General features: G+C 63.5%; 22 protein-coding genes. All 22 read left to right on the forward strand.

The genetic code is table 11. The features are described 5' to 3' along the window. Nucleotides 1-244 precede the first annotated feature (244 nt). The 22 genes from fliE to fliA all read left to right on the forward strand — a co-directional run bounded on the left by fliE (nt 245) and on the right by fliA (nt 21,064). A complete protein-coding gene (fliE, locus tag ACQKPZ_RS17460; protein WP_003254438.1) occupies nt 245-577 on the forward strand; it encodes a flagellar hook-basal body complex protein FliE in 333 nt (110 codons plus the stop codon). Between the two features lie 15 nt (nt 578-592). Next, nucleotides 593-2,371, forward strand: a complete 1,779-nt coding sequence (gene fliF / locus ACQKPZ_RS17465; protein ID WP_427540429.1) for a flagellar basal-body MS-ring/collar protein FliF — start codon at nt 593-595, stop codon at nt 2,369-2,371. Beyond that, nucleotides 2,364-3,383, forward strand: a complete 1,020-nt coding sequence (fliG, locus tag ACQKPZ_RS17470) for a flagellar motor switch protein FliG (protein ID WP_391132690.1) — start codon at nt 2,364-2,366, stop codon at nt 3,381-3,383. Before fliF ends, fliG begins: the two co-directional genes overlap by 8 nt. Nucleotides 3,384-3,564: 181 nt before the next feature. Further along, nucleotides 3,565-4,344 carry a flagellar assembly protein FliH gene (gene fliH / locus ACQKPZ_RS17475; protein WP_427540432.1) on the forward strand — a complete coding sequence of 260 codons (780 nt, stop codon included), beginning with the start codon at nt 3,565-3,567 and terminating at the stop codon, nt 4,342-4,344. Then, entirely contained in the window at nt 4,334-5,689 is a 1,356-nt protein-coding gene (fliI, locus tag ACQKPZ_RS17480) for a flagellar protein export ATPase FliI (protein WP_391132686.1), read from the forward strand. Before fliH ends, fliI begins: the two co-directional genes overlap by 11 nt. Before the next feature lie 6 nt (nt 5,690-5,695). Then, nucleotides 5,696-6,148: a flagellar export protein FliJ gene (gene fliJ / locus ACQKPZ_RS17485; protein ID WP_427540435.1), complete on the forward strand. Its 453-nt coding sequence runs from the start codon at nt 5,696-5,698 to the stop codon at nt 6,146-6,148. Nucleotides 6,149-6,364: 216 nt separating this feature from the next. Further along, complete coding sequence (locus tag ACQKPZ_RS17490; RefSeq protein WP_086975532.1) at nt 6,365-6,670, forward strand: STAS domain-containing protein; 306 nt, start codon at nt 6,365-6,367, stop codon at nt 6,668-6,670. Between the two features lie 8 nt (nt 6,671-6,678). Then, nucleotides 6,679-8,370 (forward strand): SpoIIE family protein phosphatase, encoded by a 1,692-nt coding sequence (locus ACQKPZ_RS17495; protein ID WP_427540438.1) that lies wholly within the window; start codon nt 6,679-6,681, stop codon nt 8,368-8,370. 48 nt (nt 8,371-8,418) lie between these two features. Further along, nucleotides 8,419-8,766: an Hpt domain-containing protein gene (locus ACQKPZ_RS17500; RefSeq protein ID WP_427540441.1), complete on the forward strand. Its 348-nt coding sequence runs from the start codon at nt 8,419-8,421 to the stop codon at nt 8,764-8,766. Nucleotides 8,767-8,838: 72 nt separating this feature from the next. After that, nucleotides 8,839-10,101, forward strand: coding sequence for a flagellar hook-length control protein FliK (locus tag ACQKPZ_RS17505; RefSeq protein ID WP_427540444.1), 1,263 nt, complete (start codon nt 8,839-8,841; stop codon nt 10,099-10,101). A 219-nt stretch (nt 10,102-10,320) separates the two neighbouring features. Further along, nucleotides 10,321-10,818, forward strand: a complete 498-nt coding sequence (fliL, locus tag ACQKPZ_RS17510) for a flagellar basal body-associated protein FliL (protein WP_427540447.1) — start codon at nt 10,321-10,323, stop codon at nt 10,816-10,818. A 9-nt stretch (nt 10,819-10,827) separates the two neighbouring features. Then, nucleotides 10,828-11,796 (forward strand): flagellar motor switch protein FliM, encoded by a 969-nt coding sequence (gene fliM, locus ACQKPZ_RS17515; protein WP_012273501.1) that lies wholly within the window; start codon nt 10,828-10,830, stop codon nt 11,794-11,796. 47 nt (nt 11,797-11,843) lie between these two features. Then, nucleotides 11,844-12,311, forward strand: coding sequence for a flagellar motor switch protein FliN (gene fliN, locus ACQKPZ_RS17520; protein WP_391132671.1), 468 nt, complete (start codon nt 11,844-11,846; stop codon nt 12,309-12,311). A 12-nt stretch (nt 12,312-12,323) separates the two neighbouring features. After that, nucleotides 12,324-12,758: a flagellar biosynthetic protein FliO gene (fliO, locus tag ACQKPZ_RS17525; protein ID WP_427540501.1), complete on the forward strand. Its 435-nt coding sequence runs from the start codon at nt 12,324-12,326 to the stop codon at nt 12,756-12,758. After that, nucleotides 12,758-13,513, forward strand: coding sequence for a flagellar type III secretion system pore protein FliP (fliP, locus tag ACQKPZ_RS17530; RefSeq protein ID WP_391132667.1), 756 nt, complete (start codon nt 12,758-12,760; stop codon nt 13,511-13,513). Before fliO ends, fliP begins: the two co-directional genes overlap by 1 nt. A 21-nt stretch (nt 13,514-13,534) precedes the next feature. After that, nucleotides 13,535-13,804, forward strand: a complete 270-nt coding sequence (fliQ, locus tag ACQKPZ_RS17535; protein WP_012273497.1) for a flagellar biosynthesis protein FliQ — start codon at nt 13,535-13,537, stop codon at nt 13,802-13,804. Nucleotides 13,805-13,811: 7 nt separating this feature from the next. Continuing rightward, nucleotides 13,812-14,588: a flagellar biosynthetic protein FliR gene (fliR, locus tag ACQKPZ_RS17540; protein ID WP_427540450.1), complete on the forward strand. Its 777-nt coding sequence runs from the start codon at nt 13,812-13,814 to the stop codon at nt 14,586-14,588. Between the two features lie 2 nt (nt 14,589-14,590). Further along, on the forward strand, nt 14,591-15,733 hold the full coding sequence (gene flhB, locus ACQKPZ_RS17545; protein ID WP_427540453.1) for a flagellar biosynthesis protein FlhB: 1,143 nt from the start codon (nt 14,591-14,593) through the stop codon (nt 15,731-15,733). A gap of 218 nt (nt 15,734-15,951) precedes the next feature. Next, nucleotides 15,952-18,081, forward strand: coding sequence for a flagellar biosynthesis protein FlhA (gene flhA / locus ACQKPZ_RS17550; RefSeq protein ID WP_403203435.1), 2,130 nt, complete (start codon nt 15,952-15,954; stop codon nt 18,079-18,081). 11 nt (nt 18,082-18,092) lie between these two features. After that, entirely contained in the window at nt 18,093-19,400 is a 1,308-nt protein-coding gene (flhF, locus tag ACQKPZ_RS17555) for a flagellar biosynthesis protein FlhF (RefSeq protein ID WP_427540456.1), read from the forward strand. An 84-nt stretch (nt 19,401-19,484) separates the two neighbouring features. After that, entirely contained in the window at nt 19,485-20,327 is an 843-nt protein-coding gene (fleN, locus tag ACQKPZ_RS17560) for a flagellar synthesis regulator FleN (protein ID WP_391132826.1), read from the forward strand. Continuing rightward, complete coding sequence (gene fliA, locus ACQKPZ_RS17565) at nt 20,324-21,064, forward strand: RNA polymerase sigma factor FliA (RefSeq protein WP_019472908.1); 741 nt, start codon at nt 20,324-20,326, stop codon at nt 21,062-21,064. Before fleN ends, fliA begins: the two co-directional genes overlap by 4 nt. The last annotated feature ends 62 nt before the right edge of the window (nt 21,065-21,126 follow it).

The raw sequence follows: 21,126 nt of genomic DNA on the forward strand, positions 1-21,126 counted from the left end.
CCTGCGCGATCCCTGTAGGAGCGGCCTTGTGTCGCGATGGGCCGCATAGCGGCCCCTGGCATTCTCGGCGGCGAAGCTGAAATCTGGGGCCGCTGTGCGGCCCATCGCGACACAAGGCCGCTCCTACAGGGGTGGGCGCAAACGCAGAAGGCTATGCCATCAAAGGCTGGCACCTTTGTTGCTTTACGTAGGCTATCCGCCGCATGAGTGTCAAAAAAATGTGGCCGCAGGAGAGAGAAAGGTCATGAGCCAAGGTGTTGAATTCAATCGTCTGATGCTGGATATGCGGGCCATGCAGGCCGATGCCATGTCGCTGCCGAAGGTCACGGCTGCCCCCGAGCTGGCACCAGGCCAGAGTACCTTTGCCGACATGCTCGGCCAGGCCATCGGCAAGGTGCATGAGACGCAGCAGGCCTCGACCCAGCTGGCCAACGCCTTCGAGATCGGCAAGAGCGGCGTCGACCTTACCGACGTGATGATCGCTTCGCAAAAGGCCAGCGTTTCGATGCAGGCCATGACCCAGGTGCGCAACAAGCTGGTCCAGGCGTACCAGGACATCATGCAGATGCCGGTTTGAGGACGGACGTAAACCATGGCTGAAGCAGTCGTCGAAAACGCCCCTGCCAAAAGCGGCAAGCCTGCGTCCAAATCGCCGGTGCCGGGCATGGCGTTTCTGGAAAACATCGCGCAGATGCCCATGCTGCGTCAGGTTGGCCTCATGGTTGGCCTGGCGGCCAGCGTGGCGATCGGCTTTGCCGTGGTGCTGTGGTCGCAGCAACCCGATTACCGTCCGCTGTACGGTAGCCTGTCGGGCATGGACACCAAGCAGGTCATGGACACCCTGGCCGCTGCCGATATCCCCTATAACGTGGAGCCCAACTCGGGCGCTCTGCTGGTCAAGGCCGACGACCTCTCCCGTGCGCGCCTGAAACTCGCAGCCGCCGGCGTGGCGCCCAGCGACGGCAATGTCGGTTTTGAACTGCTCGACAAGGAGCAGGGCCTGGGCACCAGCCAGTTCATGGAAGCCACCCGCTACCGCCGCAGCCTGGAAGGCGAGCTGGCGCGTACCGTGTCCAGCCTGAACAACGTCAAGGCTGCCCGCGTGCACCTGGCTATTCCGAAAAGCTCGGTGTTCGTGCGCGACGAACGCAAGCCCAGTGCCTCGGTGCTGGTCGAGTTGTACCCGGGCCGTGCCCTGGAAGCCGGGCAAGTGATGGCCATCGTCAACCTGGTCGCCACCAGCGTGCCGGAGCTGGACAAGTCGCAGGTCACCGTGGTCGACCAGAAGGGCAACTTGCTGTCCGAGCAGCTACAGGACTCTGCCCTGACCGAAGCCGGCAAGCAGTACGACTACAGCCGCCGCGTGGAAAGCATGCTTACCCAGCGCGTGCGCAACATTCTGCAGCCGGTACTGGGCAATGACCGTTACAAGGCTGAAGTGTCTGCCGACCTGGACTTCAGCGCCGTCGAATCGACCGCCGAGCAGTTCAACCCCGACCAGCCTGCGCTGCGCAGCGAGCAGTCGGTCGACGAGCAGCGTGCCAGCAGCCAAGGCCCGCAAGGCGTGCCCGGCGCGCTGAGCAACCAGCCGCCTGGTGCTGCCTCGGCACCGCAAACCACCGGTGGCGCAGCCACTCCGGCTGCCGCTATCCAGCCTGGTCAGCCACTGGTGGACGCCAACGGCCAGCAGATCATGGACCCGGCCACCGGTCAGCCGATGCTCGCGCCGTACCCGTCGGACAAGCGCCAGCAAAGCACCAAGAACTTCGAGCTGGACCGCTCCATCAGCCATACCCGTCAGCAGCAGGGGCGCATGACCCGTCTGTCGGTGGCGGTGGTAGTGGACGACCAGGTCAAGGTCGACCCGGCTACCGGCGAAACTACCCGTGCGCCATGGGGCGCCGAGGACCTGGCACGCTTTACCCGCCTGGTGCAGGACGCGGTCGGCTTCGATGCCAGCCGTGGCGACAGCGTAACGGTAATGAACGTGCCGTTCGCCGCTGACCGTGGCGAGGAAGTTGCCGAAATCGCGTTCTACCAGCAGCCGTGGTTCTGGGACATCGTCAAGCAGGTGCTGGGCGTGGTGTTCATCCTGGTGCTGGTGTTCGGCGTGCTGCGGCCGGTGCTCAACAACATCACAGGGGGCGGCAAGCAGGCTGCCTCGGATAGCGACATGGAGCTGGGCGGCATGGTGGGGTTGGATGGCGAACTGGCCAACGACCGCGTCAGCCTGGGTGGCCCGACAAGCATTCTGCTGCCTAGCCCGAGCGAGGGTTACGAGGCACAGCTCAACGCAATCAAAGGCCTGGTGGCCGAAGACCCGGGCCGTGTAGCCCAGGTCGTCAAAGACTGGATCAACGCCGATGAGTGATAACCGAGCCGTTACCGCCAAGCTGAGCCGCGTGGACAAGGCGGCGATCCTTCTGCTCTCGCTGGGCGAGACCGATGCGGCCCAGGTGCTGCGGCACATGGGCCCCAAGGAAGTGCAGCGGGTGGGCGTGGCCATGGCGCAGATGGGCAATGTGCACCGTGACCAGGTCGTGCAGGTGATGAGCGAGTTCGTCGACATCGTGGGCGACCAGACCAGCCTGGGCGTGGGCTCCGATGCCTACATCCGCAAGATGCTCAACCAGGCGCTGGGCGAGGACAAGGCCAACGGCCTGGTCGACCGCATCCTGCTGGGTGGCAACACCAGCGGCCTGGACAGCCTGAAGTGGATGGAGCCGCGTGCGGTCGCCGACGTGATCCGCTACGAGCACCCCCAGATCCAGGCCATCGTGGTGGCCTACCTCGACCCGGATCAGGCCGGCGAAGTGCTGAGCAACTTCGACCACAAGGTGCGCCTGGACATCGTCCTGCGCGTATCCTCGCTGAACACCGTACAGCCGGCAGCGTTGAAGGAGCTGAACCAGATCCTCGAAAAGCAGTTCTCGGGCAACTCCAACGCGGCGCGCACCACCCTGGGCGGCATCAAGCGTGCTGCCGACATCATGAACTTCCTCGACAGCTCCGTGGAAGGTGCGCTGATGGATGCGATCCGCGAAGTCGACAGCGACCTGTCGGAGCAGATCGAAGACCTGATGTTCGTCTTCAACAACCTGGCCGACGTCGACGACCGCGGCATCCAGGCGCTGCTGCGCGAAGTATCGTCCGACGTGCTGGTGGTGTCGCTCAAGGGCGCCGACGAGCGGGTCAAGGACAAGATTTTCAAGAACATGTCCAAGCGTGCCTCGGAGCTGCTGCGCGACGACCTGGAGGCCAAGGGGCCGGTACGGGTCAGCGACGTGGAAACGGCGCAGAAGGAAATCCTCACCATCGCCCGCCGCATGGCCGAAGCCGGCGAGATCGTGCTCGGTGGCAAGGGTGCCGAGGAAATGATCTGATCGATCAGGGCGCGTGGCCCCTTGTAGGAGCGGCCTTGTGTCGCGAAAGGGTCGCAAAGCGGCCCCGGATTCTGGCTTCGCTGCAACTATCGCCGGGGCTGCTCCGCAGCCCCTTCGCGACACAAGGCCGCTCCTACAGGGGGTCGCGTTGGTTGCTGATGGCTTTTGAGTATTTGAAAACATGCCCACCAAAGAACACCACCCCAGCGACCTGATCCGCGCCCGCGACCTCGAGGGCGTGGATGTGTGGACGCTGCCCAGCTTCGATCCGGAGCCGGAGCCCGAACCCGAGCCTGAACCTGAGCCAGAGGTCATTGAAGAAGTCGAGGAAGTGCCGCTGGAAGAAGTCCAGCCGCTGACCCTGGAGGAACTCGAAGCCATCCGTCAGGAAGCCTACAACGAAGGCTTTGCCACCGGTGAGCGCGAGGGTTTTCACAGCACCCAGCTCAAGGTTCGCCAGGAGGCTGAAGAGGCCCTGAACGCCAAGCTTGGCAGCCTCGAACAGTTGATGGGCCACCTCATGGAGCCGATCGCCGAGCAAGACACGCAGATCGAGAAAACCCTCGTACACCTGGTGGCGCACATGACCCGCCAGGTCATCGGTCGCGAATTGCGTAATGATTCCAGCCAGATAACCCAGGTGCTGCGCGAAGCCCTCAAGCTGCTGCCCATGGGCGCGGACAATATCCGTATTCACCTTAATCCGCAGGATTTCGAGCTGGCCAAGGCGCTGCGCGAACGCCATGAGGAAAGCTGGCGGCTGCTTGAAGACAGCGCGCTGCTGCCCGGTGGCTGCCGTATCGAGACGCTTCACAGTCGCATCGATGCCACCATGGAAACGCGCATTGAAAAAACCGTCGCGCAACTGTTCGATCAACTGCATGACCACGCGCTGCACCCGGCAGCGCCGGATATGTCGGTAGACCTCGACAGCCCGGTGGAAGCCACTGATGCACCTTGAACGCACAAGCTTCGGCAAGCGCCTGGGCAGTTACGCCGAGGCCATCGAGCTGCCGGCCCAGCCCGTCGTCGAAGGCCGCCTGCTGCGCATGGTCGGCCTCACCCTGGAGGCCGAAGGCCTGCGCGCAGCAGTGGGCAGCCGCTGCCTGGTCATCAACGACGACAGCTACCACCCGGTACAGGTCGAGGCCGAAGTCATGGGCTTTGCCGGGCCAAAGGTGTTCCTGATGCCTGTCGGCAGCATCGTCGGCATCGCCCCGGGCGCCCGCGTGGTGCCGCTGGATGACGGCGGCCGCCTGCCCATGGGCATGAGCATGCTCGGCCGGGTGCTGGACGGTGCCGGCCGTGCGCTGGATGGCAAGGGCGGTATGAAAGCCGAGGACTGGGTGCCGATGGACGGCCCGGTCATCAACCCGCTAAACCGCGACCCCATCAGCAAACCGCTGGATGTGGGTATCCGCAGTATCAACGGGCTGCTCACGGTCGGTCGCGGTCAGCGCCTGGGCCTGTTCGCCGGTACCGGCGTGGGTAAGTCGGTGTTGCTGGGCATGATGACCCGCTTCACCGAAGCGGAAATCATCGTGGTTGGCCTGATCGGCGAACGGGGCCGGGAGGTGAAGGAGTTCATCGAGCATATCCTTGGTGAGGAGGGCCTGAAACGCTCGGTGGTGGTGGCTTCGCCTGCCGACGACGCGCCGCTCATGCGCCTGCGCGCCGCCATGTATTGCACGCGCATTGCCGAGTATTTTCGCGACAAAGGCAAGAACGTGCTGCTGCTGATGGATTCGCTAACCCGTTTCGCCCAAGCGCAGCGGGAAATTGCTTTGGCCATCGGCGAACCGCCTGCTACCCGGGGTTACCCGCCGTCGGTGTTCGCCAAGCTGCCCAAGCTGGTGGAGCGGGCGGGCAATGGCGAGCCGGGCGGTGGTTCGATTACTGCGTTTTACACGGTGCTGTCCGAAGGCGATGACCAGCAGGACCCGATTGCCGACTCGGCGCGGGGTGTGCTCGACGGCCACTTCGTGCTGTCGCGCCGGCTGGCCGAGGAAGGCCATTACCCGGCTATCGACATCGAAGCTTCGATCAGTCGGGTGATGCCCCAGGTGGTCGATGCTGACCATTTGCGCCAGGCGCAAAAGTTCAAGCAGTTGTGGTCGCGCCTGTCGCAAAGCCGTGACCTGATCAGCGTGGGCGCCTACGTGGCCGGCGGCGACCCGGAAACAGACCTGGCCATTGCCTTGCAGGCGAAGCTGGTAGCGTTTTTGCGCCAGGGCTTGCAGGACAACGAGGGCATGGCCCAGAGCCGCGAACAGCTAGGGGCGATCTTCACGCCCCCGGCGGGCTGATAGACCATGGCGCAACCTGGCCGCGCCGCACGCCTGGCGCCAGTGGTGGACATGGCCGAAGAGGCCGAGCGCAAGGCAGCGCAGCGCCTTGGGCACTTCCAGCAGCAAGTGGCCATGTCCCAGGCCAAGCTGGCCGAGCTTGAGCGCTTTCGCGAGGATTACCAGCTGCAATGGATCAACCGTGGCGGGCAGGGCGTGAATGGCAGCTGGCTGGTCAACTACCAACGCTTTCTCGGGCAGCTGGAAACGGCCATGACCCAGCAGCGCCAGAGCCTGGTCTGGCACCAGAACAACCTGAACAATGCCCGTGGCGTATGGCAGCAGGCCTATGCCCGGGTGGAAGGGTTGCGCAAGCTGGTACAGCGCTACATGGACGAAGCCCGGCGCGCCGAAGACAAGCGTGAGCAGCGGTTGCTGGATGAATTGTCCCAGCGCTTGCCCCGGCAAAACCATTTCTGAATCTGTATTGGCCCCTTGTGGGAGCGGGCGAGCCCGCGAACACCGGCAAAGCCGGTGCCATCCACTGCGTTGCCTGTTTCGCGGCGGTTCGACGCCTCGACGCGCCCGCTCCCACATCCGGCCGTGCTGCATGCGGGGCCGTGTGCTTGCCACCCCCGCCATCGCCTGCTAAACCTTACTGGAGTTGCATTCGCCATCATCGAAGGAATCGCTAGCATGGCAGTCGAGACTGATTTTTCGCAGGACGGGAAAAAGCTGACGATCAAGATCAAGGGGCGCTTCGATTTCGGCAAGCATCAGGAATTTCGTGACGCCTACGAACGCCAGGCCAAAAAGCCCGATTCGGTGGTCGTCGACTTGAGGGACACCACCTACCTCGATAGCTCCGCGCTCGGCATGCTGCTGTTGCTGCGTGACCATGCGGGCGGCGATGAGTCGGACGTGCGTGTGGTGCACGCCAGCTCCGATGTGCGCAAGATTCTCGCCATCTCCAATTTCGAAAAACTCTTCGACATCAGCTGAGCGCCGACATGCCGGCCGAACAGGCGTTGACCGTGCTGGTCGCTGAAGACGGTGCCGCCGACCGCCTGCTGCTTGCGCAGATCGTGCGCCGCCAGGGGCATCAGGTATTCACCGCAGAAAACGGCGAGCAGGCGGTGGCGCTGTTTGTCGAGCAGCGCCCGCAGCTGGTACTGCTGGACGCGCTGATGCCGGTCATGGACGGTTTCGAGGCGGCGCGGCAGATCAAGGCCCTGGCCGGCGAAGCGCTGGTGCCCATCATCTTCCTCACCTCGCTGAACGAGGAAGAAGGCCTGGTGCGCTGCCTGGAGGCCGGGGGGGATGACTTCATGGCCAAGCCCTACAGTGCGGTGATCCTCGGCGCCAAGATTCGCGCCATGGACCGCCTGCGCCGGCTGCAGGCCACCGTGCTGGCGCAGCGCGACCAGATTACCCGGCACCACCACCACCTGCTCAACGAGCAGCGCGTGGCCAAGGCCGTGTTCGACAAGGTCGCCCATTCTGGCTGCCTGTCTGCGCCCAACATTCGCTACCTGCAATCGCCCTATGCGCTGTTCAACGGTGACCTGATGCTGGCCGCGTTCACACCGGCCGGCGACATGCGCGTGCTGCTCGGCGATTTTACCGGCCACGGCCTGCCGGCGGCGGTGGGGGCCATGCCGCTGGCCGAGGTGTTCTATGGCATGACCGCCAAGGGATACGGCATGGCGCCGATCCTGCGCGAGATGAACGCCAAGCTCAAACGCATCCTGCCCGTGGACATGTTCTGCTGTGCGCTGCTGCTCGACCTCAACCTGCAGCGCAGTTGTGTAGAGGTGTGGAATGGCGGCATGCCCGATGGCTACCGCTTGTCGGTGGATGGCGAGGTGCTGTCATCGCTGGGTTCGCAGCACCTGCCGCTGGGTATTCTGGCTGCCGAGCGGTTTGATGACAGTACCGAGGTGCTGCCATTGGCGCCGGGTGAGCGCCTGCTGCTGCTGTCGGACGGCGTGCTCGACACCGCCGATGACCAGGAGCGCCTGTTCGGGGTGCAGCGCCTGCGTGCGGTGCTGGCCGAGAATCGCGACCCGGTGCACTTGTTCGACGAAGTGATGCAGGCGCTGGAGCGTTTTGGCGGGCAGCCGCGTGATGACATCAGCCTGTGCGACATCCGTATGTTCAGCGCCGAGGAGCGGGTGCCAGCGCCAATGATCTACTCTGATAGCGGCCGCTCCAGCCCGCTGGACTGGTCGCTGGGCTTCGAGGTGCGTGGCGAGAGCCTGAAACGCTTCAATCCCATACCCTACCTGGTGCAGTTGTTGCAGGAGATTCATGGCCTGCGCGCACGTACCGGCAACTTGCACAGTGTCCTCAGCGAGCTGTACTCCAATGCGCTGGAGCATGGCGTGCTGGGCCTGGACTCGAAGCTCAAGCGCGATGTGCATGGGTTTGCCGAGTACTATCAGGAACGCGCCCGGCGCCTGGGCGCGCTGGCTGACGGTTTTGTACGTATTGATTTCAAGGTTGAACCGCATGGCGATGGCGGGCGTCTGAGTATCCAGGTGCGCGACAGCGGTGCCGGTTTCGATGTGTTGCGCGTGCTTTCGCGGCCATCGCTGGGCCAGGGGCTGAGCGGGCGTGGCCTGACACTGGTGCAGCGGCTGGCAAGCGACGCGCGCTGGAGCGAGGGCGGGCGCTGCGCGCATGTGGAGTTCGTATGGTGAGCCCCTGGGTGGCTCGGGCATAATCTGGCTTGATCAAGGAGTGAACAAGTGACTGACATGCATATCGACCACAAGGTACTCCATGACCTGCGTGAGGTCATGGAGGATGGCTACCTGCAGTTGGTGCAGACTTATCTCGACGACTCCGAACGGCGCCTGGGCCAGCTGCACGCGGCCAAAAGCGCCGAAGAGCTCGGTGCGGCGGCGCACAGTTTCAAGGGTAGCAGCAGCAACATGGGTGCCGTGGCCCTGGCTGGCCTGTGCCAGCAGCTGGAAGACCGCGCACGGCGGCCCCCGCTGTATGGCATCGAAGACCTGATCAACCGCATCGACGAGGAATTCGTCGAGGTGCAGCGCTTTTATCGCGGCGAGCAGCAGCGTATTTCAGCGGGCTGATGCGCGAGTTGGCGCGAGTCTTGCTTTTCTCTGGCTGGAAGATTTTTTTGTTTCTGGCGCGGAGACCGCTCGATGCCTGTCGCACCCAACCCTTTGCTACAAGCCAATACCATTGCCAGTACCTCGCGTGCGGCTACCGCGCAGGCGGACAAACCGCTGCAGACGGCGGACGACAAGGGCGATGGCTTTGGTCAGGTGATGGCCAGGCAGGGGCGTGACAAGGTTGCCGGGCAGGATGACAAGCCCACCCAGGCCAAGCCCAAGGACAAACCAGAAGCGGCAGCGGGTGGCAAGAAAGACGCTGCCGACAAAGGCGCCGTTGCCGATGACGGCAACAAATTGCCAGCAAACGATTCGGCGCAGGCCGATACAGGGTTGCGCGATGCCAGCCTGGTGGCTGGCCAGGTTACCGACGCCCAGCCCGGCGCTCAATTGATCCAGGCCCAGGCCGAGGCCGTGGCGCCAGTGCTGCAAGCTGCCACGGCGCAGGCGTCGCTTCCGGCGCTGCCAGAAGAACCCTCTGGCGAAGAAACCTTCGACCCTGATGCCGACCCCCTGGCAAACCTGCCAACCCTGCGCCTGGCGCTGGAGCACAGTGCCCAGGCCAAGGGTGCCACTTCGGCACATGCCCTTGACCCTTCCCAGGCACAAGGCGAGGACGGGCAGGCAGCCGTCAATACCTTGGCGAATCTGGTCGAGAATGCCGAGAGCGAAGGGGGTGAACCGGGTGACAAGGCGTTCGGTGCCTTGCTCGAAGATGGCTTGAAAGACACCAAGAGCGCCAGCAGCGACACCCGCATCGATGATTTCGCCAACCGCCTGGCCAGCCTGACCCAGGCTGCCACGGCCAAGACCGCCAACGCCGTGCCAGTTAATGCTGGCCCGTTGCACCAGCCACTGCCGATGAACCAGGGTGCCTGGGCGGAGGGCCTGGTGAACCGGGTCATGTACCTGTCCAGCCAGAACCTCAAGTCGGCCGATATCCAGCTGGAGCCCGCGGAGCTGGGCCGCCTGGACATTCGCGTCAATGTTGCGACGGACCAGTCGACCCAGGTCACCTTCATCAGCGGCCACGCCGGTGTGCGTGATGCCCTCGACAGCCAGGTACACCGCCTGCGTGAGCTGTTCGCCCAGCAGGGGCTGGCCCAGCCGGATGTGAACGTGGCCGACCAGTCGCGTGGGCAGCAGCAGCAGCAGGGGCAGGCGCAGGGCAGCAACCTGTCCGGGGTAGCTGCGCGGCAGGCGGAGCAGGGCGCAGGTGAGGTGGTGGACAGCGCCCGGCCTGTGGAACAGCAGGTGGTTGTCGGCGACAGTGCGGTCGATTATTACGCCTGATCCTGTTTTTTGCTGTGCTGGCCTCTTCGCGGGCTCGCCCGCTCCCACAGGAATTTCAGCGATTTCGACACCTGTGCAGTACCTGTGGGAGCGGGCGAGCCCGCGAAGAGGGCAACACCGCAAACCCTGCTGAAACCCATCTTCTGCAAAATCTGGCATAACACTTGCTCAAGCCAAGCCATCCTCCCTTGAACCCCCGATGGACGACGGATTATTGGCATGGCGAAAAGCGAAGCAGTGAAAGACCCCGCCGCTAAAGGCAAACTCAAGCTGATCCTGCTGGCCGTTGTCGGCCTGTTGCTGGCGATCGGCCTTTCGGTGGGCGCTACCTGGTTCATCATGCACAAGAGCGAGCCGGCCCCGGCCGCCGAGCCTGCGGCCAGCAATGTCAAGCCTGCGGCCATCTACGAGGCGCTCACCCCGGCCTTCGTGGTCAACTTCAACCAGAATGGCCGCCAGCGCTACATGCAGCTGAGCATCACCATGCAGGCGCGCAACCAGGCCGATCTGGACGCCCTCAAGGTGCACATGCCGGTGATCCGCAACAACCTGGTGATGATGTTCTCCGGGCAAGGCTTCGACACTCTGGCCAGCAGCCCGGTGGGGCAGGAGATGCTGCGCCAGAAGGCCACTGCCGTGGTGCAGGAAGTGGCGCAGAAGGAAGTCGGCAAGCCGGTCATCGACCAGTTGCTGTTCACCAATTTCGTATTGCAGTAGGAGTCCGCAATGGCCGTACAGGACCTGCTGTCCCAGGATGAAATCGATGCCCTGTTGCACGGCGTCGACGACGGGCTGGTGCAGACCGAAAGTGCATCCGAGCCTGGCAGTATCAAAAGCTACGACCTGACCAGCCAGGACCGTATCGTGCGGGGTCGCATGCCGACCCTGGAAATGATCAACGAGCGCTTCGCCCGTTACACCCGCATCAGCATGTTCAACCTGCTGCGCCGCTCCGCCGACGTGGCCGTGGGTGGCGTGCAGGTGATGAAGTTTGGCGAATACGTGCACTCCTTGTACGTGCCCACCAGCCTCAACCTGGTCAAGATCAAGCCGCTGCGCGGCACGTCGCTGTTCATCCTCGACGCCAAGCTGGTGTTCAAGCTGGTGGACAACTTCTTCGGTGGCGATGGCCGGCACGCCAAGATCGAAGGCCGAGAATTCACCCCCACCGAGCTGCGTGTGGTGCGCATGGTGCTGGACCAGTGCTTCGTCGACCTCAAGGAAGCCTGGCAGGCGATCATGCCGGTGACCTTCGAGTACATGAACTCCGAGGTCAACCCGGCCATGGCCAACATCGTCGGCCCCAGCGAGGCGGTGGTGGTGTCCACCTTCCACATCGAACTGGACGGTGGTGGCGGCGACCTGCACGTGACCATGCCGTACTCGATGATCGAGCCGGTGCGCGAAATGCTCGATGCCGGCTTCCAGTCCGACCTGGACGACCAGGACGAGCGTTGGGTCAAGGCCCTGCGCGAAGACGTGCTGGACGTGGCCGTGCCGATGACCGCCACCGTTGCCCGGCGCCAGCTGAAGCTGCGCGACATCCTGCACATGCAGCCTGGCGACGTGATCCCGGTGGAGCTGCCCGAGCACCTGGTGCTGCGCGCCAACGGCGTGCCGGCGTTCAAGGCGCGGCTGGGCTCGCACAAGGGCAACCTGGCCCTGCAAATCATCGACCCGATCGAACGCCGCTGACGGCGTGCCGGTCGCTTACAACGAATTGAATGCCTGTCGAGGAAACCATGGCTAACGAAAACGAGATCACCTCCGCAGAAGACCAGGCGCTGGCCGATGAGTGGGCTGCGGCCCTTGAAGAAACCGGCTCGGCCGGGCAGGCCGATATCGATGCACTGCTGGGCGGTGATGTCGGCAGCAGCGGTGGCCCTGGCCGCCTGCCGATGGAGGAGTTCGCCAGTTCGCCGAAGCCGAACGAAAACGTCAGCCTCGAAGGCCCGAACCTGGACGTGATCCTGGATATCCCGGTGAGCATTTCCATGGAAGTGGGCAGCACCGAGATCAACATCCGTAACCTGCTGCAACTGAACCAGGGCTCGGTGATCGAGCTTGACCGCCTGGCCGGCGAGCCGCTGGACGTGCTGGTAAACGGCACGCTGATCGCCCACGGCGAAGTGGTAGTGGTCAACGAAAAGTTCGGCATCCGCCTGACCGACGTGATCAGCCCCAGCGAACGTATCAAGAAGCTGCGCTGAGTGAAGGGCACGATGCGCGCCTTGGCGGCGTTAGCGGCGCTGCTGGCCAGCCACGCCTGCCTGGCCGCCGCCACGCCGGCGGCGACCCCGGCCTCGCCACCTGGCAGCCTGGGCGGGCAGTTGGCACAGATGGTATTCGGCTTGCTGCTGGTGGTGGGTCTGATCTTCCTCCTGGCCTGGCTGCTGCGGCGCCTGCAAAGCACTGCCGTGAAGGGCGGGCAGGTGATCGAGATTGTCGGCAGTCGCGCCATCGGCCCGCGTGACCGGCTGCTGCTGGTGCAGGTGGGCAAGGAGCAGATCCTGATTGGCCATACACCCGGCAGTATCGAAGCCTTGCATGTGCTGGCCGAGCCTGTGGCTGTGCCGCAAAGCGCCCGCCAGGCGACGCCGGAGTTTGCCCAGCGATTGATGGAGCTGATGGGCAAAAACCCTAAGGACAACACGTGATGAGCGGCGCGCTGCGTACGTTATTGACCCTGGCGCTGCTGCTGGCCGCGCCACTGGCCCTGGCTGCCGACCCATTGTCGATCCCGGCCATCACCCTGTCCAATGGTGCGGACGGGCAGCAGGAGTATTCGGTCAGCCTGCAGATCCTGCTGATCATGACGGCGCTGAGTTTCATCCCGGCGTTCGTCATCCTGATGACCAGCTTCACCCGCATCATCATCGTGTTCTCGATCCTGCGTCAGGCCCTGGGCCTGCAGCAAACGCCGTCGAACCAGATCTTGACCGGCATGGCACTGTTCCTGACCATGTTCATCATGGCTCCGGTGTTCGACCGGGTGAACCAGGATGCATTGCAGCCGTACCTGAAGGAGCAGATGACTGCCCAGCAGGCCATCGACAAGGCTCAGGTGCCACTCAAGGACTTCATGCTGGCGCAAACCCGGCAAAGCGACCTCGACCTGTTCATGCGCCTATCCAAGCGTACCGACATCGCCGGCCCCGACCAGGTGCCGCTGACGATTCTGGTACCCGCGTTCGTTACCTCCGAGCTGAAAACCGCGTTCCAGATCGGCTTCATGATCTTCATCCCGTTCCTGATCATCGACATGGTGGTGGCGAGTGTGCTGATGGCCATGGGTATGATGATGCTGTCGCCGCTGATCATTTCGCTGCCGTTCAAGATCATGCTGTTCGTGCTGGTGGATGGCTGGGCGCTGATCATGGGTACCCTGGCCAGCAGTTTCGGCGGCGTCTGACGCCGTCAAGGAGAGCCGCCGATGACACCTGAAGTTGCTGTCGACCTGTTCCGCGATGCCTTGTGGCTGACCACCCTGATGGTTGCCGTGCTGGTGGTGCCGAGCCTGCTGGTGGGCCTGGTGGTGGCGATGTTCCAGGCCGCCACGCAGATCAACGAACAGACCCTGAGCTTTCTGCCGCGTCTGCTGGTGATGCTGATCACGCTGATCGTTGCCGGGCCTTGGCTGGTGCAGAAGTTCATGGAATACATCACCACGCTCTACACCAACATTCCGCAACTGATAGGTTGATCTGGCGATGCTGGAGCTGACCGACACGCAGATCGGCACCTGGGTTGCCACGTTCATCCTGCCGTTGTTCCGGGTGACGGCGGTGCTGATGACCATGCCGATCTTCGGTACCCGCATGCTGCCGGCGCGGGTTCGCCTGTACGTAGCGGTGGCGATCACCGTGGTCATCGTGCCGGCGCTGCCACCGTTGCCCGAATTCGACCCGTTGAGCCTGCGCGGCTTGCTGTTGTGTGCCGAGCAGATCATTGTCGGTGCGCTGTTCGGCCTGGCCTTGCAGTTGCTGTTCCAGGCCTTCGTGATCGCCGGTCAGATCGTCGCGGTGCAGATGGGCATGGCCTTCGCCTCGATGGTAGACCCCGCCAACGGCGTGAACGTCACGGTGATCAGCCAGTTCCTGACCATGCTGGTGAGCGTGCTGTTCCTGCTGATGAACGGCCACCTGGTGGTGTTCGAGGTGCTGACCGAGAGCTTCACCACCTTGCCGGTGGGCAATGCGCTGGTGGTCAACCAGTACTGGGAGCTGGCGGGGCGCCTGGGTTGGGTGTTCGCGGCCGGTTTGCTGTTGATTTTGCCGGTGATTGCCGCCTTGCTGGTGGTAAACATCGCCTTTGGCGTGATGACCCGTGCCGCGCCGCAGCTGAACATCTTCTCCATCGGTTTTCCGCTGACCCTGGTCATGGGTATGTTCATTTTCTGGGTTGGTCTGGCCGATGTGCTGTCGCACTACCAGACATTGGCCAGCGAAGCACTGCAATGGCTGCGTGAACTGGCGAGGGCGCGCTGAGCATGTCTGAAAGCGAGAGTGGCCAGGACAAGACAGAAGACCCCACCGACAAGCGCAAGCGCGACGCCCGCGAGAAAGGCGAGATTGCGCGCTCCAAGGAGCTGAACACGGTGGCGGTGACCCTGGCTGGCGCCGGCGGCTTGTTGGCGTTCGGCGGCCACCTGGCCGAGACGCTGCTGGCGTTGATGCACATGAACTTCAGCCTGACCCGCGAGGTGATCGTCGATGAGCGGGCCATGGGGGCTTTTCTGCTGGCCTCGGGCAAGATGGCGATCTGGGCGGTGCAGCCGATACTCATCCTGCTGTTCGTGATCTCATTCGTGGCACCCATCGCCTTGGGCGGTTTCCTGTTTTCCGGCAGCCTGCTGGAGCCCAAGTTCAGCCGCATGAACCCGTTGTCGGGCATCAAGCGTATGTTCTCGATGAACAGCCTGACCGAGCTGTTGAAGGCATTGGCCAAGTTCTTCGTCATTCTGGTGGTGGCCGTGGTGGTGCTGATCAACGATCGCCAGGCCTTGCTGTCGATCGCCAACGAACCGCTGGAGCAGGCGATCATCCATAGCCTGCAGGTGGTGGGCTGGAGTGCGCTGTGGATGTCGGCCGGGCTGCTGCTGATTGCAGCGGCGGATGTGCCGTTCCAGCTGTACCAGACGCACAAGAAAATGAAGATGACCAAGCAGGAGGTGCGCGACGAATACAAGGACAGCGAGGGTAAGCCCGAGGTCAAGCAGCGTATTCGTCAGTTGCAGCGCGAGGTGTCGCAGCGGCGCATGATGGCGGCGGTGCCGCAGGCCGACGTGATCATCACCAACCCGACTCACTATGCGGTGGCCTTGCAGTATGACCCGGAAAAGGGCGGCACGGCGCCGCTGCTGCTGGCCAAGGGTACCGACTTCATGGCCTTGAAGATTCGCGAGATTGGCGTGGAGCACAAGATCCAGATCCTCGAGTCGCCGGCGTTGGCGCGGGCAATCTACTACTCCACCGAGCCTGAGCAGGAAATTCCTGCCGGCCTGTACCTGGCGGTGGCGCAGGTGCTGGCCTATGTGTTCCAGATCCGTCAGTACCGTGCCGGCAGGGGCAAGCGGCCAGAGCCGCTGAAAGACGACCTGCCGATCCCGCCGGATTTGCGCCGCGACAGTTGACCCTGTGCCGGGGCCACTGGCCCTTTCGCGGGCGCGCCCGCTCCCACAGGGATTTCACTGCTCTCAAGTGCGGCGCTGTACCTGTGGGAGCGGGCATGCCCGCGAAGAGGCCGGTACAGGCAACATAAATTCCCCGCCCGGCAAAGTTGGAAAGCTTCTTGCAGTGCCAGCCGCAGATGCCCCTTGGGCGTCAAAGTTTTGCATCAAGAGGACTCGCGGTGGATCGCACTCAGTTAATCAGCAATGCCCGCAACAACCTGGCCGGGCTCGGCCGGGGCAACCTGGGCGTGCCGCTGTTGCTGCTGGTGATGTTGGCAATGATGATGTTGCCGATACCGCCGTTCCTGCTCGACGTGTTCTTCACCTTCAACATCGCCCTGTCGATCGTGGTGCTGCTGGTGTGCGTCTACGCCCTGCGCCCGCTCGACTTCGCCGCATTCCCCACCATCCTGCTGGTAGCCACGCTGCTGCGCCTGGCCCTGAACGTGGCGTCCACCCGGGTGGTGATGCTGCATGGCCAGGAGGGCCACGGCGCTGCCGGCAAGGTGATCCAGGCCTTCGGTGAAGTGGTGATCGGCGGCAACTACGTGGTCGGCGGCGTGGTGTTCGCCATCCTCATGATCATCAACTTCGTGGTGGTGACCAAGGGTGCCGGGCGTATCTCGGAAGTGAGCGCACGCTTCACCCTGGATGCCATGCCCGGCAAGCAGATGGCCATCGACGCCGACCTCAACGCCGGCCTGATCGACCAGGCGCAGGCCAAGCACCGCCGTGCTGAAGTGGCGCAGGAGGCCGAGTTCTACGGCTCGATGGATGGTGCCAGCAAGTTCGTCCGCGGTGACGCCATCGCCGGCCTGCTGATCCTGTTCATCAACCTGATCGGCGGCATGCTGATCGGCATGCTGCAGCACGGCATGACCTTCAGCGACGCCGGCAAGGTATACGCCCTGCTGACCATTGGTGACGGTTTGGTGGCGCAATTGCCATCACTGTTGCTGTCCACCGCAGCGGCGATCATGGTCACCCGTGCCTCGGGCTCCGAGGACATGGGCAAGCTGATCAACCGGCAGATGTTCGATTCGCCCAAGGCGCTGGCGGTGTCCGGCGCGCTGATGATCGTCATGGGCCTGGTACCGGGCATGCCGCACGTGGCCTTCCTCAGCCTCGGCCTGCTGGCCGGTGGCGGTGCTTATCTGGTGTGGAAAAAGCAGAACAAGGCCAAGCTGGAGGCGCAGCAAGAGGCGCAGCGCCAGCAAGACCTGCTGCCTTCGCCACAGCGCGCGCAGGAAACCAAGGAGCTTGGCTGGGACGATGTGACGCCCATCGACATGATCGGCCTGGAGGTTGGCTACCGCTTGATCCCGCTGGTCGACCGCAACCAGGGCGGCCAGTTGCTGGCGCGGATCAAGGGTGTGCGCAAGAAGCTGTCGCAAGACCTGGGCTTCCTGATGCCCACCGTGCATATACGCGACAACCTCGACCTGCAGCCCAGCGCCTATCGCCTGACCCTGATGGGGGTGATCCTGGCCGAGGCCGAGATCTACCCGGACCGCGAGCTGGCGATCAACCCGGGGCAGGTGTTCGGTACCCTCAACGGCATCGCCGCACGCGACCCGGCGTTTGGCCTGGAGGCCGTGTGGATCGACGTTGGCCAGCGTTCCCAGGCGCAATCGCTGGGCTACACGGTGGTCGACGCCAGTACCGTGGTGGCCACCCACCTCAACCAGATCTTGCAGAAGCACTGCCATGAGCTGATCGGCCACGAAGAGGTCCAGCAACTGTTGCAGGTGCTGGCCAAGGCATCGCCTAAACTTGCAGAAGAACTGGTGCCAGGTGTCATTTCCTTGTCGGGCCTGCTCAAGGTGCTACAGGCACTGTTGTCGGAACAGGTGCCCGTGCGCGATATTCGCAGTATCGCCGAAGCGATCGCGAACAACGCTGGCAAGAGTCAAGATACCGCCGCGCTGGTGGCGGCAGTGCGCGTCGGATTGTGTCGCGCCATCGTGCAAAGCATTGTCGGTGTTGAGTCCGAGCTGCCTGTGATTACCCTGGAGCCAAGGTTGGAACAGATTTTGCTCAATAGTCTGCAAAGGGCCGGGCAGGGTCAGGAAGATGGTGTTCTTCTGGAGCCTAGCATGGCCGAGAAGCTGCAACGTTCGCTGATCGAAGCGGCCCAGCGCCAGGAAATGCAGGGCCAGCCGGCCATCCTGCTGGTCGCCGGCCCGATCCGCGCCATGCTGTCGCGTTTCGGTCGCCTGGCTGTACCGAATTTGCATGTTCTGGCGTATCAGGAAATACCGGACAACAAGCAAGTCACCATCGTTGCCACCGTGGGCCCTAACGGCTGAGGTAGTGGATAATGCAAGTTAAGCGATTTTTCGCCGCCGATATGCGTCAGGCCATGAAACTGGTCCGTGATGAGCTGGGCGCCGATGCCGCGATCATTGGCAACCGCCGCATTGCCGGTGGTGTCGAACTGACGGCCGCGCTGGACTACAAGCTGTCCGCCCTGGCCCCGCGTGTGCCCAACGCCGAGCTGGAAGAAGAGCTGCGCAAGACCCATACGCGCATTGCCACTGCCCAGGCCGAGCTGGACCACCGCCAGGACAGCAGCGACAACAACCGCCAATTGTTTGCCGGGCAGTCGTTGACCGCCGCCGAGCCATTGATCGAACCGCATGTCGATGCCCCTGAGGCTGTTGCCGCCCCCGCTGCGGCGCCGGTCGACCCGCGCCTGTTCGATGCCATGCGCTCCGAGTTGTCGGGCCTGCGCGAGCTGCTTGAAGTGCAGCTGGGTTCGCTGGCCTGGACCCAACTGCAGGGCAGCAAGCCGCAGCAGGCCAACCTGTGGCGCCGCCTGCAGCGCATCGGCCTGTCCGGGCCGATTGCCCGCGAGCTGCTGGACCTGACCAACGAAATCGAAGAGCCTCGCCAGGCCTGGCGCATGCTGCTGGCCCACCTGGCCCGCATGATTGAAATCCCCGAAATCGAGCCGATCGAAGAGGGCGGGGTGATTGCCATGGTCGGCCCGGCCGGCATGGGCAAAACCACCACCTTGGCCAAGCTGGCGGCCCGTTACGTGCTCAAGTACGGCGCACAGAACCTGGCGCTGGTGAGCATGGACAGCTTCCGCATTGGCGCCCAGGAGCAGCTCAAGACCCTGGGCCGCATTCTCAACGTGACGGTGACCTACGTCGACCCGGGCCAGTCGCTGGCCGCAGCGCTGGAGCCGCTGCTGCGCAAGCGTGTGGTGCTGATCGATACCGCCGGCCTGCAGGCCAGCGACCCGGCCCTGCGCATGCAGCTGGAAACCCTGGCCGGGCGTGGCATTGCCGCGAAGAACTACCTGGTGCTGGCCACCACCAGCCAGAAGCAGGTGCTGACCGCTGCCTATCACAGCTACAAGCGTTGTGGGCTGGCCGGTTGCATCCTGACCAAACTTGATGAAACGGCAAGCCTCGGTGATGTGCTGAGCCTTGCCATCAGTCATGAACTGCCCGTGGCCTACCTCACCGACGGCCCGCGCATTCCTGACGACCTGCACCTGCCGCGTGGCCACCAACTGGTCTCCCGCGCGGTCAATGTGCAGCAGCAGGACGAGCCCAGCGAAGAGGCCATGGCCGACATGTTCGCCGATCTCTATCACAACCCACGGCGAGCGGGTTGATCATGAAGCGTGTGCAAAGTAGCTATGCCAAGGGGTACGCAGAATTGCCCCGCGTGTGGCCTGAGTCCCAGCGAGACAAGGTAAATAACAGACATGGGTAGCATGCATCCCGTACAGGTGATCGCCGTGACCGGTGGCAAAGGTGGCGTCGGCAAGACTAACGTTTCAGTGAACTTGTCCCTGGCGCTGGCCGAGCTTGGCCGCAGGGTCATGCTGCTTGACGCCGACCTGGGCCTGGCCAACGTCGACGTGTTGCTCGGCCTTACCCCCAAACGTACCCTGGCCGATGTCATCGAAGGGCGCTGCGAGCTGCGTGACGTAATGCTGCAAGGCCCTGGCGGTGTGCGCATCGTGCCGGCGGCATCGGGCACCCAGAGCATGGTGCACCTGGCCCCGGCCCAGCATGCCGGGCTGATTCAGGCGTTCAGTGAAATCGGTGACAACCTCGATGTGCTGGTGATCGACACCGCTGCGGGTATCGGTGAGTCGGTCGTCAGCTTTGTTCGCGCTGCCCAGGAAGTGCTGCTGGTGGTGTGCGACGAGCCCACCTCGATCACCGACGCCTACGCCCTGATCAAGCTGCTGAACCGCGACTACGGCATGAACCGTTTCCGCGTGCTGGCCAACATGGCGCAGAGCCCGCAGGAAGGGCGCAACCTGTTCGCCAAGCTGACCAAGGTCACCGACCGTTTCCTTGACGTTGCCCTGCAGTATGTGGGTGCGGTGCCGTACGACGAGTGCGTGCGCAAGGCGGTGCAGAAGCAGCGTGCCGTGTACGAAGCCTTCCCCCGCTCCAAGTGCGCGCTGGCCTTCAAGGCGATTGCCCAGAAGGTTGACAGCTGGCCGCTGCCGGCCAACCCGCGCGGCCACCTGGAGTTCTTCGTCGAGCGCCTGGTGCAACCCACCAGCGCGGGACCCGTGCTATGAACGCGAGCGGCTTCAAGATGTACAGCCGGGCGGCGAAAGACGCCCAGTACGAGCTGATCGAACGCTATGCACCGCTGGTCAAGCGCATTGCCTACCACCTGCTGGCGCGTTTGCCAGCCAACGTGCAGGTCGAGGACTTGATCCAGGCCGGCATGATCGGCCTGCTGGAAGTGGCCAACAAGTATGACGCCAGCAAAGGCGCCAGTTTTGAAACCTACGCCGGCATCCGCATCCGCGGCGCCATGCTGGACGAGGTGCGCAAGGGTGACTGGGCGCCGCGCTCGGTGCATCGCAACACCCGCATGGTCAGTGACGCGATGCGTGCTGTTGAAGCCAGAACCGGCCGCGACGCTAAAGATCATGAAGTTGCTGCCGAACTCCAATTGAGTCTCGATGATTACTACGGGATCTTGAACGATACCTTGGGTAGCCGCCTGTTCAGTTTTGACGACCTGCTGCAGGACGGCGAGCACGAAGGGCTGCATGAGGACGGCGCCAGTGGCCATGTGGAACCGGCGCGTGGCCTGGAGGACGAACGCTTCCAGGCTGCCCTGACCGAGGCCATTGCCAACCTGCCGGAGCGTGAGCGCCTGGTGCTGGCGCTGTACTACGACGAAGAGCTGAACCTCAAGGAAATCGGCGAGGTGCTTGGCGTCAGCGAGTCGCGGGTCAGCCAGTTGCACAGCCAGTGTGCCGCGCGCCTGCGCAGCCGCCTGGGGGAATGGCGGGCGCGTTGAGCCCGGTGCCGTTGCAGTCGTTTTCCACGTGCGTTTCCCACGTTGTACCGAATTGAATGAGT

Source organism: Pseudomonas sp. NPDC089547, from assembly GCF_050280665.1.
Lineage (GTDB): Bacteria > Pseudomonadota > Gammaproteobacteria > Pseudomonadales > Pseudomonadaceae > Aquipseudomonas.

Bases quoted from the DNA above. Each gene is read 5' to 3' on its own strand.
- fliI (WP_391132686.1), top strand. From the start codon at position 4,334: ATGCACCTTGAACGCACAAGCTTCGGCAAGCGCCTGGGCAGTTACGCC.
- fliF (WP_427540429.1), top strand. From the start codon at position 593: ATGGCTGAAGCAGTCGTCGAAAACGCCCCTGCCAAAAGCGGCAAGCCT.
- fliR (WP_427540450.1), top strand. From the start codon at position 13,812: ATGCTGGAGCTGACCGACACGCAGATCGGCACCTGGGTTGCCACGTTC.
- fliN (WP_391132671.1), top strand. From the start codon at position 11,844: ATGGCTAACGAAAACGAGATCACCTCCGCAGAAGACCAGGCGCTGGCC.
- fliL (WP_427540447.1), top strand. From the start codon at position 10,321: ATGGCGAAAAGCGAAGCAGTGAAAGACCCCGCCGCTAAAGGCAAACTC.
- fliM (WP_012273501.1), top strand. From the start codon at position 10,828: ATGGCCGTACAGGACCTGCTGTCCCAGGATGAAATCGATGCCCTGTTG.
- ACQKPZ_RS17495 (WP_427540438.1), top strand. From the start codon at position 6,679: ATGCCGGCCGAACAGGCGTTGACCGTGCTGGTCGCTGAAGACGGTGCC.
- fliO (WP_427540501.1), top strand. From the start codon at position 12,324: ATGCGCGCCTTGGCGGCGTTAGCGGCGCTGCTGGCCAGCCACGCCTGC.
- fliG (WP_391132690.1), top strand. From the start codon at position 2,364: ATGAGTGATAACCGAGCCGTTACCGCCAAGCTGAGCCGCGTGGACAAG.
- fliE (WP_003254438.1), top strand. From the start codon at position 245: ATGAGCCAAGGTGTTGAATTCAATCGTCTGATGCTGGATATGCGGGCC.
- flhB (WP_427540453.1), top strand. From the start codon at position 14,591: ATGTCTGAAAGCGAGAGTGGCCAGGACAAGACAGAAGACCCCACCGAC.
- fliH (WP_427540432.1), top strand. From the start codon at position 3,565: ATGCCCACCAAAGAACACCACCCCAGCGACCTGATCCGCGCCCGCGAC.
- flhF (WP_427540456.1), top strand. From the start codon at position 18,093: ATGCAAGTTAAGCGATTTTTCGCCGCCGATATGCGTCAGGCCATGAAA.
- fliQ (WP_012273497.1), top strand. From the start codon at position 13,535: ATGACACCTGAAGTTGCTGTCGACCTGTTCCGCGATGCCTTGTGGCTG.
- ACQKPZ_RS17505 (WP_427540444.1), top strand. From the start codon at position 8,839: ATGCCTGTCGCACCCAACCCTTTGCTACAAGCCAATACCATTGCCAGT.
- fliP (WP_391132667.1), top strand. From the start codon at position 12,758: ATGAGCGGCGCGCTGCGTACGTTATTGACCCTGGCGCTGCTGCTGGCC.
- fliJ (WP_427540435.1), top strand. From the start codon at position 5,696: ATGGCGCAACCTGGCCGCGCCGCACGCCTGGCGCCAGTGGTGGACATG.
- ACQKPZ_RS17490 (WP_086975532.1), top strand. From the start codon at position 6,365: ATGGCAGTCGAGACTGATTTTTCGCAGGACGGGAAAAAGCTGACGATC.
- fliA (WP_019472908.1), top strand. From the start codon at position 20,324: ATGAACGCGAGCGGCTTCAAGATGTACAGCCGGGCGGCGAAAGACGCC.